The 13,105-nt window shown below is 49.2% G+C and carries 11 protein-coding genes and 23 other annotated features; of the genes, 5 read left to right on the top strand and 6 right to left on the bottom strand.

What is annotated here, in order from left to right; all coding sequences use genetic code 11:
- Window position 1: 1 nt before the first annotated feature.
- The 5 genes from cmk to ycaP form a co-directional block, all read right to left on the bottom strand.
- Window positions 2-879 (bottom strand): cytidine monophosphate (CMP) kinase gene (cmk, locus tag STM0980; RefSeq protein ID NP_459955.1). Within the gene, window positions 2-685 belong to an annotated coding region; the region does not span the whole gene.
- Window positions 692-697 (bottom strand) — a ribosome-binding site (putative RBS for cmk; RegulonDB:STMS1H001264). Its footprint overlaps the gene before it by 6 nt.
- Window positions 843-851 (bottom strand) — a -10 signal (putative -10_signal for cmk; RegulonDB:STMLTH004713).
- The gene (gene ycaL, locus STM0979; protein NP_459954.1) for a putative Zn-dependent protease with chaperone function occupies window positions 858-1,632 on the bottom strand. Within the gene, window positions 858-1,619 belong to an annotated coding region; the region does not span the whole gene. The genes cmk and ycaL overlap by 22 nt, the downstream gene beginning before the upstream one ends.
- Window positions 871-879 (bottom strand) — a -35 signal (putative -35_signal for cmk; RegulonDB:STMLTH004713). It overlaps the preceding gene by 9 nt.
- Window positions 1,627-1,632, bottom strand: a ribosome-binding site (putative RBS for ycaL; RegulonDB:STMS1H001263). (Lies within the gene ycaL.)
- A 129-nt stretch (window positions 1,633-1,761) precedes the next feature.
- Window positions 1,762-3,045 carry a 3-enolpyruvylshikimate-5-phosphate synthetase gene (gene aroA, locus STM0978; protein ID NP_459953.1) on the bottom strand — a complete coding sequence of 428 codons (1,284 nt, stop codon included), beginning with the start codon at window positions 3,043-3,045 and terminating at the stop codon, window positions 1,762-1,764.
- 70 nt (window positions 3,046-3,115) lie between these two features.
- Window positions 3,116-4,212 (bottom strand): 3-phosphoserine aminotransferase gene (gene serC, locus STM0977; protein ID NP_459952.1). Within the gene, window positions 3,116-4,204 belong to an annotated coding region; the region does not span the whole gene.
- Window positions 4,207-4,212, bottom strand: a ribosome-binding site (putative RBS for serC; RegulonDB:STMS1H001262). (Overlaps the previous gene by 6 nt.)
- Before the next feature lie 177 nt (window positions 4,213-4,389).
- Window positions 4,390-5,099 (bottom strand): putative inner membrane protein gene (gene ycaP, locus STM0976; RefSeq protein ID NP_459951.1). Within the gene, window positions 4,390-5,082 belong to an annotated coding region; the region does not span the whole gene.
- Window positions 5,094-5,099 (bottom strand) — a ribosome-binding site (putative RBS for ycaP; RegulonDB:STMS1H001261). (Overlaps the previous gene by 6 nt.)
- Before the next feature lie 119 nt (window positions 5,100-5,218).
- Here ycaP and ycaO point away from each other — a divergent pair.
- The 3 genes from ycaO (at window position 5,219) to pflB (ending at window position 10,583) form a co-directional block, all read left to right on the top strand.
- Window positions 5,219-6,979: a putative cytoplasmic protein gene (gene ycaO / locus STM0975; RefSeq protein ID NP_459950.1), complete on the top strand. Its 1,761-nt coding sequence runs from the start codon at window positions 5,219-5,221 to the stop codon at window positions 6,977-6,979.
- A gap of 5 nt (window positions 6,980-6,984) precedes the next feature.
- Window positions 6,985-7,047, top strand: a protein binding site (putative binding site for ArcA, RegulonDB: STMS1H000014).
- Window positions 6,997-7,059, top strand: a protein binding site (putative binding site for ArcA, RegulonDB: STMS1H000022). (Overlaps the previous feature by 51 nt.)
- Window positions 7,029-7,049, top strand: a protein binding site (putative binding site for NarL, RegulonDB: STMS1H000311). Its footprint overlaps the feature before it by 21 nt.
- Window positions 7,040-7,065: a protein binding site (putative binding site for IHF, RegulonDB: STMS1H000226), on the top strand. It overlaps the preceding feature by 10 nt.
- Window positions 7,066-7,068: 3 nt before the next feature.
- Window positions 7,069-7,089, top strand: a protein binding site (putative binding site for NarL, RegulonDB: STMS1H000321).
- Window positions 7,090-7,112: 23 nt separating this feature from the next.
- Window positions 7,113-7,137: a protein binding site (putative binding site for FNR, RegulonDB: STMS1H000158), on the top strand.
- Window positions 7,131-7,151, top strand: a protein binding site (putative binding site for CRP, RegulonDB: STMS1H000076). (Overlaps the previous feature by 7 nt.)
- Window positions 7,137-7,157: a protein binding site (putative binding site for NarL, RegulonDB: STMS1H000307), on the top strand. (Overlaps the previous feature by 15 nt.)
- Before the next feature lie 50 nt (window positions 7,158-7,207).
- Window positions 7,208-7,216, top strand: a -35 signal (putative -35_signal for focA; RegulonDB:STMLTH004712).
- The gene (gene focA, locus STM0974) for a formate transporter (RefSeq protein ID NP_459949.1) occupies window positions 7,208-8,241 on the top strand. Within the gene, window positions 7,384-8,241 belong to an annotated coding region; the region does not span the whole gene. It overlaps the preceding feature by 9 nt.
- Window positions 7,227-7,235 (top strand) — a -10 signal (putative -10_signal for focA; RegulonDB:STMLTH004712). Its footprint overlaps the gene before it by 9 nt.
- Window positions 7,255-7,266 (top strand) — a protein binding site (putative binding site for ArcA, RegulonDB: STMS1H000024).
- Window positions 7,372-7,377, top strand: a ribosome-binding site (putative RBS for focA; RegulonDB:STMS1H001260).
- Window positions 8,172-8,180 (top strand) — a -35 signal (putative -35_signal for pflB; RegulonDB:STMLTH004711).
- The gene (gene pflB / locus STM0973; RefSeq protein ID NP_459948.1) for a pyruvate formate lyase I, induced anaerobically occupies window positions 8,172-10,583 on the top strand. Within the gene, window positions 8,301-10,583 belong to an annotated coding region; the region does not span the whole gene. Before focA ends, pflB begins: the two co-directional genes overlap by 70 nt.
- Window positions 8,191-8,199, top strand: a -10 signal (putative -10_signal for pflB; RegulonDB:STMLTH004711). (Overlaps the previous gene by 9 nt.)
- Window positions 8,287-8,292, top strand: a ribosome-binding site (putative RBS for pflB; RegulonDB:STMS1H001259).
- Before the next feature lie 75 nt (window positions 10,584-10,658).
- Here pflB and STM0972 read toward each other — a convergent pair.
- Window positions 10,659-11,623 (bottom strand): homologous to secreted protein sopD gene (locus tag STM0972; RefSeq protein NP_459947.1). Within the gene, window positions 10,659-11,618 belong to an annotated coding region; the region does not span the whole gene.
- Window positions 11,618-11,623, bottom strand: a ribosome-binding site (putative RBS for STM0972; RegulonDB:STMS1H001258). (Overlaps the previous gene by 6 nt.)
- 122 nt (window positions 11,624-11,745) lie before the next feature.
- Window positions 11,746-11,751, top strand: a ribosome-binding site (putative RBS for STM0971; RegulonDB:STMS1H001257).
- Here STM0972 and STM0971 point away from each other — a divergent pair.
- Together STM0971 and pflA are read left to right on the top strand one after the other, a co-directional pair.
- The gene (locus tag STM0971) for a putative cytoplasmic protein (RefSeq protein ID NP_459946.1) occupies window positions 11,746-12,075 on the top strand. Within the gene, window positions 11,749-12,075 belong to an annotated coding region; the region does not span the whole gene. (Overlaps the previous feature by 6 nt.)
- A 91-nt stretch (window positions 12,076-12,166) precedes the next feature.
- Window positions 12,167-12,991, top strand: coding sequence for a pyruvate formate lyase activating enzyme 1 (gene pflA, locus STM0970; protein ID NP_459945.3), 825 nt, complete (start codon window positions 12,167-12,169; stop codon window positions 12,989-12,991).
- Window positions 12,992-13,105: the final 114 nt, after the last annotated feature.

Below are 13,105 nucleotides of genomic sequence, written 5' to 3'. Positions count from 1 at the left end.
TTTAAGCGAGAGCCAATTTTTGGCGCGCATATTGTAACGCTTTTTCAATCACTTGCTCAATGCTTAATCGGGTAGAATCCAAAACTAATGCATCAGCAGCAGGAACTAACGGCGCAACGGCACGATGACGATCGCGATCGTCGCGTTCCTTGATCTCGGCCAAAAGGCGTTCAAAGTTAACACTAAAGCCATTCTCCTGCAACTGTAGCATACGTCGATGCGCACGTTCCTCCGAGGAGGCGTCAAGGAAAATTTTTACCGGCGCATCCGGGAAGACCACGGTCCCCATATCGCGTCCATCGGCGATTAAACCAGGCGCTTCGCGGAATGCGCGTTGGCGGCGAAGAAGCGCTTCACGCACGCGTGGGAATGCCGCCACCTGGGATGCCGCGTTCGCGACTTCCTGCGTACGGATTTCGCCGCTAACGTCCTCGCCTTCCAGGATAACTTCCAGGTTGCCGTCCGTTGAGACGAAACGCACGTCCAGATGGGACGCCAGCGGCACCAGCGCATCTTCAGAGGCGAGATCGACATGGTGATGCAATGCCGCCAGCGCCAGTACGCGGTATATCGCGCCGGAATCCAGCAGATGCCATTGCAATGCTTCCGCCATTGCTTTGCACAAGGTGCCTTTACCTGCACCGCTTGGGCCATCAATGGTTATTACCGGGGCAATTGCCGTCATCTTTATCTCCTTAAACAGGCGTACCGTTAACGTAAACGCCGCGCATTATACGCGCCAACGCTCGCGACCGTTAACGTTGCGTGCAAAAACCAGTTTTGTCTGTAATCAGATGCGGAATAATTGCGCAATTATAGCGGGCCGGCGAGAAACCAGCCCGAAAGATGACAATGATTTACTTTTTATCTTCGGCAATTCTGTCGCGCATATGCTGCGCGCGATCGGCTGAAGCCGGGTGGGAGTCCATCAATGATTTTGCATGACCTGCGTCCATTGTGGCGAATTTATCGAATGCCGTGACTAAGCCCTGGGTGTTAATCCCGCGTTTTTTCAGCAGATCGTAAGAGAAGTCATCCGCATCCGACTCCTGACTGCGAGAAAACGCCGAATTGATGACGCCTTCCGCCAGATCGCCCAATTGAGACTGGGAAAGCTGCGCTGCGACGCCGCTGGTGGCGGAAATCGCATCGCGAGCCGCCAGCGTGGCATAAGCGGTCTGCATTGCCTTGCGAGAGTGCCCTAAAGAGACATGGCCCAGTTCATGGCCCAGTACGCCTTCAATTTCATTATCGGTCATCAGATCCATCAGGCCGGAGTATACGCGAACGCAACCGTTCGCCATCGCCCATGCGTTGATATCGCTGGTCATATAGACTTTATAGCTAACCGGCGTACCGTCAATGTTGTTACCCAGCGCTTTGGCGATTTTGCTCAGACGTTTGGTGTATTTGCTTTTCGAACCTGCCAGTTGATTCTCGCTGTCCATTTGTTTACAGGCATTATTAGATAATGCCTTAACATCCGCATCGGACAGTGTGGCGGCTTTGTAGGTTGACATGCCTGAACTGGCGATTAAATTGCCATTCACGCCATTTTTACATCCTGCCAGTAGCGTGGCGGAAATCGCCACCGCCAGTAGTAATGATTTATTTTTCATACTAATCTTCCGTTGATAACTATTATAAAAAACACATAAATCAATGTGTTAAATCATCAACAAATTAGCATTAGTCATAATTATAAAAATAGTGCGAATACGGACTCGGCGCGCCAGCCCGTCGACTGGCGCAACAGAAGACTTAGGCAGGCGTACTCATTCGCGCCAGTTGTTCGAAATAATCAGGGAACGTTTTTGCGGTACATTTAGGGTCCAGGATCGTAACTGGCGTATCGGACAGTGCGACCAGTGAGAAGCACATCGCCATACGGTGGTCGTTGTACGTGCCAATATCCGCGTGTTGGAGCTTCGCCGGCGGCGTGATACGAATATAGTCGTGCCCTTCTTCGACTTCAGCGCCCACTTTACGTAGCTCGGTCGCCATCGCGAACAGGCGATCGGTTTCTTTCACTCGCCAGTTATAAATATTGCGCAACGTCGTGGTTCCTTTCGCAAACAGCGCCGTGGTGGCAATCGTCATCGCCGCATCCGGAATATGGTTCATATCCATATCTATGGCGTGCAATTCACCGCGCGTGCAGGCAATAAAATCATCGCCCCAGGTAATGGTCGCGCCCATTTTCTCCAGCACATCGGCAAAACGAATATCGCCCTGCATACTTTTGCGGCCAATTCCGGTCACTTTTACCGTGCCGCCTTTTATCGCCCCAGCGGCGAGAAAATAGGACGCTGACGAGGCATCGCCCTCGACCAGATAGCGACCTGGAGAGTGATACTGTTGACCTCCCTTCACGACAAATTGTTGGTAGTGGTGGTTCGCTATCTCCACGCCAAAGGTTTTCATTAAATTTAGCGTGATATCGATGTAAGGTTTTGATACCAGTTCGCCTTTAACGCGAATAATTGTGTCTTTAGGGGCCAGCGGCGCCGTCATCAGCAGAGCGGTCAGGAACTGGCTGGAAACGCTACCATCAACCTCAATGTCGCCGCCGGTAAAACCGCCGCGCAGACGCAGGGGCGGATAGTTTTCCTGCTCCAGGTAATCAATATTCGCCCCGCCCTGACGCAGCGAATCGACCAGATGGCCTATCGGACGCTCTTTCATACGCGGTTCGCCGGTTAACACTATCTCATTTTGCCCCAGACATAGCGCTGCCGCTAACGGACGCATCGCGGTTCCGGCATTACCGAGAAACAGTTCCAGAGCGCCTGGCGCACGTAATGCGCCGCCATTACCCGTGATATCACAGCGGGTGCGATCGGCAGAAAGGGTGTAATTGATCCCCAACGCGCTCAGGGCATTGAGCATATGGCGGACGTCATCGCTATCCAGCAGATTCGTCAGAGCGGTTTTACCACAAGCTAAAGCCGCCAGGAGCAAAGCACGGTTTGAAACACTTTTGGAGCCAGGTAAATTAATGGCGCCATCGACCCGCGCGATGGGTTGTAACGTCAGGGATTCCATGAAACTCAACTCTCAAAAAACAGAAATAAAAACCCCACAGACTGGCCGTGGGGATGAAAAAAGAAACGTATTAGCCGTGGCGACGCTCAAAATCGATCATGAAATCGGTCAGCGCTTTTACCCCTTCAATCGGCATGGCGTTATAGATAGAGGCGCGCATACCGCCAACAACACGGTGCCCTTTTAAGGCGTGCAGACCGGCGGCGAAAGACTCTTCCAGAAAGACCTTGTCCAGCGTATTGTCCGCTAACTGGAACGGAACATTCATCCGCGAACGGTTGGCCTGTGCGACATCGTTACGGTAGAAATCGCTGTTATCAATCACACCGTACAGCAACTCCGCTTTTTGCTGATTGATTTTGTGCATCGCCGCCACGCCGCCCTGCGCTTTCAACCATTTGAACACCAGACCGGAAAGATACCAGGCGAAAGTCGGCGGCGTATTAAACATCGAGTCGTTATCATTCAGGACGGTGTAGTCGAGGATGGACGGGCAGCTCTCATGCGCCTTGCCTAACAGATCCTCCCGGACGATAACCAGCGTCAGTCCTGCCGGACCGATATTCTTCTGCGCGCCAGCATAAATTACGCCATAGCGAGAGACGTCCAGCGGCGCAGACAGGATGGTAGAAGAAAAGTCCGCCGTGACGACCACCTCCGGGCCAAAATCCGGCGTTTCATCGATGGCGATGCCGTCAATGGTCTCATTCGGGCAATAGTGCAAATAAGCGGCATTATCGGAAAGCTGCCACTCGCGCATCGGTTTTACGGCACGTTTGCCGTCCACGGTGATTTTGGCGTCGATAATCTGCGGCGCACAGTATTTTTTGGCTTCTTTGATGGCGCTCGCCGCCCAGTAACCGGCATCGACATAATCCGCCGTGGTTTTATCGCCCAGCAGATTGAGCGGCACGCCAGCAAACTGCCCGCGACCGCCGCCGTGACAAAATAAAACTTTATAGTTGGAGGGGATATTAAGGAGATCGCGAAAATCCTGCTCCGCCTCTTCAGCGACCTGGATAAACTCTTTGCCTCGATGGCTAATTTCCATTACCGACGTACCAAGACCGTGCCAGTCACACAGTTCCTGTTGCGCCAGTTTAAGTACTTCCGCCGGTAGCATCGCCGGACCTGAACTAAAATTAAAGACCTGAGCCATTTCCCCTCACCACGCTGCATTGTTTCCTGCCTGACAGACATCAGGCAAACGTTATTCATGTGAATATCGGTTTTATCATTCAGTGACACGCGCCGCAATGGGTAAAACAATGCGAGGAGAAAATGCGGCATGCGTCACACAACAGAATCTTCCGGATTAACCGTATAAATCCGATATTTTCGCTGTTAAACAACGCGTTTAGCCCGGCTTGCCTTCGTCCATTCTGGATTTGCGCAGCGCGGACATAATTGCTTTTCCCCGGCGTTCATGCGTATCACTTCACTGCAACGTACGCAGGCATAGTCGCCAGCCTCCGGCGCCACGATAAAGCGTGGCGTACAGTGCTCAGGAAGAATGCTTAACCCCGGCTTAACGTCTTTATTTTCAAAGAAATAGACGCTGATTTGTCCGTTTGTCTCCAGGATGGCCAGTCTGACCTGCCCCAGTTGCTCAACGCCATTCAAGCGAAGCTCCATAAAAAACTCAAACTCCGTCATGTTCGAGCGCTGCAGTTTTTCCCACGCCAGTTCGCCGTCTTCAACAATGACCACCGACTTGCCTTCCAGCAGATCTTCCAACTTTTCACTATGCGCCATCAGCCACATAACCAGGCGATAGAGCAGCGCCAGGGTGATGAATACCACCAGAACAGGGAGCATCGGAACGTCATCATAAAACGCGACGTCGCCTGCCGCCGACCCCAATGTCAAAATGATCAGCACTTCAAAAAGCGACATTTGCCGTACGCCGCGTCGTCCTGTCACCTTTAAGAAAAGAAACACCAGAACAAAGGTGTAAAAGCTACGCAGCGCCACTTCCCCCAAAAACGCTACCGGCACGTTATCCAGCGCCATTCGTTGCAAATCAAATGCTTTCATTTTTTATGCTCTTCCTGTGAATGCCAGTGTAAAAGCATAGCCAATACTTTTATTTCCGCCGATGTCCCGGCGAGATAGCGCCCGTCACATAAAACCCGTATCATTGCGCGCTTTCCGTACGACAAAAGTGATTTTCATGACGCAAACATTTATTCCCGGCAAAGACGCCGCGCTGGAAGACTCCATCGCCCGCTTCCAGCAAAAGTTACTCGACCTCGGCTTTCACATCGAAGAGGCCTCCTGGCTGAACCCGGTGCCAAACGTCTGGTCAGTGCATATTCGCGATAAAGAGTGCGCGTTATGCTTTACCAACGGAAAAGGCGCGACCAAAAAAGCGGCGCTGGCCTCGGCGCTGGGCGAATACTTCGAGCGTCTGTCAACCAACTACTTCTTTGCTGATTTCTGGCTTGGCGAAACGGTCGCCAATGGGCCATTCGTGCATTACCCGAACGAAAAGTGGTTCCCGCTGACTGAAAATGACGACGTACCGGAAGGCTTGCTTGATGCCCGTCTGCGCGCGTTTTACGATCCGGAAAATGAACTCACCGGAAGCCAGTTAATTGATCTTCAGTCCGGCAATGAAGCTCGCGGCGTCTGCGGCCTGCCATTTACCCGTCAGTCCGATAACCAGACCGTGTATATTCCGATGAATATCATCGGCAACCTGTACGTCTCTAACGGAATGTCCGCCGGCAATACGCGTAATGAAGCCCGCGTTCAGGGACTGTCGGAAGTCTTCGAGCGTTATGTGAAAAATCGCATCATTGCGGAAAGTATCAGTCTGCCGGAGATTCCCGCAGAGGTGATGGCGCGTTATCCGGCGGTAATGGAGTCAATCGCCACGCTGGAAGCCGAGGGTTTCCCGATTTTCGCCTATGACGGCTCGCTGGGCGGTAAGTATCCGGTTATCTGCGTCGTGCTGTTCAACCCGGCTAACGGTACCTGCTTTGCTTCTTTTGGCGCCCATCCTGACTTTGGCGTTGCGCTGGAGCGTACAGTGACCGAGCTACTCCAGGGACGCGGTCTGAAAGATCTTGATGTCTTCACGCCACCAACGTTCGATGATGAAGAAGTCGCGGAGCACACTAATCTGGAGACCCACTTCATCGACTCCAGCGGCCTGATTTCCTGGGATCTGTTCAAACAGGACGCCGATTATCCGTTCACGGACTGGAGTTTTTCCGGCACTACCGAAGAAGAATTCGCCACGCTGATGGCCATCTTTGCTGCTGAAGATAAAGAAGTTTACATTGCCGATTACGAGCATCTCGGCGTATACGCCTGTCGTATTATCGTACCGGGAATGTCTGATATTTATCCTGCCGAAGATCTGTGGCTGGCCAACAACAATATGGGTAGCCATCTTCGTGAGACTCTGCTTTCGCTGCCCGGTAGCGCCTGGAATAAAGAAGATTATCTCAATCTGATTGAACAATTGGATGAAGAAGGTTTTGACGATTTCACCCGCGTGCGTGAACTGTTGGGTCTGGCGACCGGAGCGGACAATGGTTGGTATACACTGCGCGTCGGCGAATTAAAAGCAATGTTAGCGTTAGCGGGCGGCGATTTGGAGCAGGCGCTAATCTGGACAGAATGGACGATGGAGTTCAATTCGTCGGTCTTTAGTCCGACACGCGCAAACTATTACCGTTGCCTGCAAACTCTGCTGCTCCTGTCGCAAGAAGATGCGCGTCAGCCACTGCAATATCTCAATGCTTTTATAAAAATGTATGGCGCAGAGGCTGTAGAGGCCGCCAGCGCCGCGCTTAGCGGTGAAGCGGCTTTTTATGGACTACCGGCTGTCGACCACGATCTACAAGCGTTCCCGGCGCATCAGTCCTTGTTAAAAGCGTATGATAAATTACAGCGCGCGAAAGCGGCATACTGGTCAAAATAAGGCCATATGAGTGACTTAGGGTAGGTTTACCCTCTCGGCTGCGTTATATTACGGGGCGCCTTTGCGGCCCCGTTTTATTTATTTTCGCTAAACGGCGAAAAATGTAATAACAAGGTTAAATATTGGTTGTTGATATTAAATTAATTGACATAGTGATGTTACTTTATTTGTTGATTACTCCATATTAATTAACCGTGCAGCAGGAGGAGTCAGGAAAAAATTCAACTCTATTTATAATTTTTAAAATTTATTTTTATTAGGATAATCAAAAAGTTACACCGTAATTGCATAAAAGCCATGCGACTTACGGGCCTATAAGCCAGGCGAGATATGATCTATATCAAATTCTCATCTATAATGCTTTGTTAGTATCTCGTCGCCGACTTAATAAAGAGAGAGTTAGTGTGAAAGCTGACAACCCTTTTGACCTTTTACTCCCTGCAGCAATGGCCAAAGTGGCTGAAGAAGCAGGCGTCTATAAAGCAACGAAACATCCGCTTAAGACTTTCTATCTGGCGATTACCGCCGGCGTATTCATTTCAATTGCCTTTGTTTTTTATATTACTGCGACAACCGGTACTGGCGCGATGCCTTATGGCATGGCGAAACTTATCGGGGGTATCTGTTTCTCTTTGGGACTGATTCTCTGTGTTATTTGCGGCGCTGATCTCTTCACCTCTACTGTTCTGATCGTTGTAGCTAAAGCTAGCGGTCGCATCACCTGGGGGCAACTGGCTAAAAACTGGTTAAACGTCTATTTTGGTAACCTGATTGGCGCTCTGCTTTTCGTGTTACTGATGTGGCTTTCCGGCGAGTATATGACTGCCAACGGTCAATGGGGACTTAACGTCCTGCAAACCGCCGACCACAAAATGCACCACACTTTTATTGAAGCTGTCTGCCTCGGTATTCTGGCGAACCTGATGGTTTGTCTGGCCGTGTGGATGAGCTACTCAGGTCGTAGCCTGATGGACAAAGCGTTCATCATGGTACTGCCCGTCGCCATGTTTGTCGCCAGCGGTTTTGAGCACAGTATCGCAAACATGTTTATGATTCCTATGGGTATTGTAATACGCGATTTTGCTACACCGGAGTTTTGGACCGCGGTTGGTTCGTCTCCGGAAAGTTTTTCTCACCTGACCGTGATGAGCTTCATCACTGATAACCTGATTCCGGTCACGATCGGTAATATTATCGGCGGCGGTTTGTTGGTCGGGTTGACATACTGGGTCATTTACCTGCGTGGTAACGAGCATCATTAATCTGTTGATGCCCATTACACGCAGTAAATAAAAAATCCACTTAAGAAGGTAGGTGTTACATGTCCGAGCTTAATGAAAAGTTAGCCACAGCCTGGGAAGGTTTTACCAAAGGTGACTGGCAGAATGAAGTAAACGTCCGTGACTTCATTCAGAAAAACTACACTCCGTATGAGGGTGACGAGTCCTTCCTGGCTGGCGCTACTGACGCGACCACCAAGCTGTGGGACAGCGTAATGGAAGGCGTTAAACAGGAAAACCGCACTCACGCGCCTGTTGACTTTGACACCTCCGTTGCTTCCACCATCACTTCTCACGACGCTGGCTACATCAACAAAGCGCTTGAGAAAATTGTTGGTCTGCAGACTGAAGCTCCGCTGAAGCGTGCGATTATCCCGTTCGGCGGCATCAAAATGGTTGAAGGTTCCTGCAAAGCGTACAATCGCGAGCTGGACCCAATGATCAAAAAAATCTTCACCGAATACCGTAAGACTCACAACCAGGGCGTGTTCGACGTTTATACTCCGGACATCTTGCGTTGCCGTAAATCCGGCGTTCTGACCGGTCTGCCGGATGCGTATGGCCGTGGCCGTATCATCGGTGACTACCGTCGCGTAGCGCTGTACGGTATCGACTACCTGATGAAAGACAAATTCGCACAGTTTACGTCTCTGCAATCCGATCTGGAAAACGGCGTAAATCTGGAAGCGACTATCCGTCTGCGTGAAGAAATCGCTGAACAGCACCGCGCTCTGGGTCAGATCAAAGAAATGGCAGCTAAATACGGCTGCGATATCTCTGGTCCGGCGACTAACGCTCAGGAAGCAATCCAGTGGACTTACTTCGGTTACCTGGCTGCGGTTAAATCTCAGAACGGCGCAGCAATGTCCTTCGGTCGTGTATCCACCTTCCTGGATGCGTACATCGAACGTGACCTGAAAGCAGGCAAAATCACCGAGCAAGACGCACAGGAAATGATTGACCACCTGGTCATGAAACTGCGTATGGTTCGCTTCCTGCGTACTCCTGAATATGATGAACTGTTCTCCGGCGACCCGATTTGGGCAACCGAATCTATCGGCGGTATGGGCGTTGATGGCCGTACTCTGGTCACCAAAAACAGCTTCCGTTTCCTGAACACCCTGTACACCATGGGGCCGTCTCCGGAGCCGAACATCACCGTTCTGTGGTCTGAAAAACTGCCGCTGAACTTCAAGAAATTCGCCGCTAAAGTCTCCATCGACACTTCTTCTCTGCAGTACGAGAACGATGACCTGATGCGTCCGGACTTCAACAACGATGACTACGCTATCGCATGCTGCGTAAGCCCGATGATCGTTGGTAAACAAATGCAGTTCTTCGGCGCGCGTGCAAACCTGGCGAAAACCATGCTGTACGCTATCAACGGCGGCGTTGATGAAAAACTGAAAATGCAGGTTGGTCCGAAATCCGAACCGATCAAAGGCGATGTTCTGAACTTCGACGAAGTGATGGACCGCATGGATCACTTCATGGACTGGCTGGCTAAACAGTATGTCACCGCGCTGAACGTTATCCACTACATGCACGACAAGTACAGCTACGAAGCCTCTCTGATGGCGCTGCACGACCGTGACGTTATCCGCACCATGGCGTGTGGTATCGCAGGTCTGTCCGTTGCTGCTGACTCCCTGTCTGCCATCAAATATGCGAAAGTTAAACCGATTCGTGACGAAGATGGTCTGGCTATCGACTTCGAAATCGAAGGCGAATACCCGCAGTTTGGTAACAACGACGCTCGTGTAGATGACATGGCGGTTGACCTGGTAGAACGTTTCATGAAGAAAATTCAGAAACTGACCACCTACCGTGGCGCTATCCCGACACAGTCTGTTCTGACCATTACTTCTAACGTTGTGTATGGTAAGAAAACCGGTAACACCCCGGATGGTCGTCGCGCTGGCGCGCCGTTCGGACCAGGTGCTAACCCGATGCACGGTCGTGACCAGAAAGGCGCTGTCGCTTCTCTGACCTCCGTTGCTAAACTGCCATTTGCTTACGCGAAAGATGGTATTTCTTATACCTTCTCTATCGTTCCGAACGCACTGGGTAAAGACGACGAAGTTCGTAAGACTAACCTGGCAGGTCTGATGGATGGTTACTTCCACCACGAAGCGTCCATCGAAGGCGGTCAGCACCTGAACGTCAACGTCATGAACCGTGAAATGCTGCTGGACGCGATGGAACATCCGGAAAAATATCCGCAGCTGACCATCCGTGTATCTGGTTACGCAGTACGTTTTAACTCCCTGACGAAAGAACAGCAGCAGGACGTTATTACTCGTACCTTCACGCAGACCATGTAATGGGTTTGACTGAAATTACGCCATAAAAAGCGTACAAAAAAGGCTCCATATCAGTGGGGCCTTTTTAATGACTTTTTATATAAGCATATTGCGACAACTCGACTTTTCACTTATAAATAAAGTGTTATTATGTGATCTATATATTCTTCTTAGAATAGCATCAATTTCTCTTTTATTATTTTGATAATCATCATAATCCTTATTTAATACATCAGAAAACAGCATGGTGTTAGTTTCTATTAAATCAGATGACAATGACGGTTTATATGCTTGTAGCAGATAGCTAAGTGTTGGATGAACCATATCAAACAGGACTTCCCCCTCTAATTCCCAGTAACCTATTTTAAAAAATTGGGTAGTAATATTAAAAGACCCCATTTGAAGACAGCGTAGTTTATTCTTCTCCTCTTCAGTAAGAGTACCATTCCATTCAACACATTCCATTTTTCGATCTTCTCCAGATCGCATAAGCTTATAAACTTCATCCTTAACGTCATCATCCTCATTAACTGCATCTTTAAGTTTATTAGCAAATCCTTCTAATAATTCTGGATAGCGAGAAATTTTTTCTCCATACTTAATACATATTTTAAGAAACAACTCTTCTTCATCTTCTTCCATCACTTTAAAAATACAGTTTTCTGAAACATTGAGGAGACGATGCAAATTACATTTATCAATAACCTTGCCATCAATCTCAAATAAAACTTGTGTCTGATTCATATCAAAACGCATAACAAAGCGGTCTTGTTGAGATGGATTAGCATATTCTTTTAATTGTGTAAAGGCATGTATCTTCTCCATGCCGGTTATATCAACATTAAGTTCAGCTTGATTTTCACGTTCACATCCATGGATGAGTGTATATAATACCTCCAGCACCTCTTGTTTTTTGTGTGTTCTGAAGCAGTCCTTAAATCTATCCCATACCCCCATGTATAGCGCTTCTTCTTTATCAGGACTCATCAAACGGGCTAGCCGTGAATGATTAATTTCATAGTTATGACGATTACCAAAACTTAACGTAACTGGCATAATAACTCCCTTGATTATTTACCGCGAAAGCAAGATCCAATCCGTTGCTCTCATTTTTTGATTAAAACCACACTCTATTTAAGAGATTGAATCAGCCTGGGTTTAGAAATGACATCAGATTTACACCTGATTGCGCGTTGAATGCGACGCCAGGCGCTGGACAGCGCATAACGTTCTTTGGACACATCTGAATTATGTTGAGAATTATTTTCGTTCTGACCACAACAAAACGGCGCCAACCATTCGAAAAAAGAGGCGGATCATAAACAGTAAAACCAGGGCGCTATGGATGATACACTTGCAGTATGTATTGCGGTTGAGGCGTTACGAGCTGATGAATGAGCCAGAATTTCTGGCGGTGCGAGTTATGCAGCATAGATTTGCCGTATATTTTATACTGAATAGAGGTAAAATAGCTCCATTGCAGCACATTCTGGAACAGCCACACATTCTGTAGTCCAAAATTTACGCTCGCAGTACCGCTTTTTTACAGGATGCAACCCCCTTACCAGGGTGCTCAACATGCCCGGAATGTGTCCATAAACCCCATGTTATTTAGAGCTAGCCGAAGCGATATGAGTAACTTAACCAATTGTATTACAAATGAAAGTGTTGCAGTAACTGCTGATAAAAAGCCGGTTATTGGTCGCATTCACTCCTTTGAGTCCTGTGGCACCGTTGATGGCCCAGGCATCCGCTTTATTACCTTTTTTCAAGGCTGCCTGATGCGCTGCCTGTATTGCCATAACCGCGACACATGGGATACGCATGGCGGTAAAGAAATCACCGTTGAAGACTTAATGAAAGAGGTGGTGACCTATCGGCATTTTATGAATGCTTCTGGCGGCGGCGTGACGGCATCCGGCGGCGAGGCCATTTTGCAGGCAGAATTTGTACGCGACTGGTTTCGCGCCTGTAAAAAAGAAGGTATCCACACCTGTCTCGACACCAACGGCTTTGTGCGCCGTTATGACCCGGTGATTGATGAACTGTTGGACGTTACCGATCTGGTGATGCTCGATCTCAAGCAGATGAATGATGAGATCCACCAGAATCTGGTCGGTGTCTCTAATCACCGGACGCTGGAATTCGCGCAGTATTTATCAAAGAAAAATGTGAAGGTCTGGATCCGTTACGTTGTCGTTCCCGGCTGGTCTGACGACGATGATTCCGCGCATCGCCTGGGCGAGTTTACCCGCGATATGGGTAATGTCGAAAAAATCGAACTGTTGCCCTATCATGAGCTGGGCAAACATAAATGGGTGGCAATGGGCGAAGAATATAAACTGGATGGCGTGAAGCCGCCTAAAAAAGAGACCATGGAGCGTGTAAAGGGTATTCTTGAGCAGTATGGTCATAAAGTGATGTATTAATCGCCTGCTATCTTACCCGCTTTTAAACGGCTACCCATGACGGTAGCCGTTTTGCTGTCTGGATAACGCTCTTACCGCTAAAATACCCGACCCCGCCATCAGACAGGCATGGTT

This window comes from Salmonella enterica subsp. enterica serovar Typhimurium str. LT2 (genome assembly GCF_000006945.2).
Taxonomy (GTDB): domain Bacteria; phylum Pseudomonadota; class Gammaproteobacteria; order Enterobacterales; family Enterobacteriaceae; genus Salmonella; species Salmonella enterica.
This window is presented reverse-complemented; position numbering and strand designations above follow the sequence as displayed.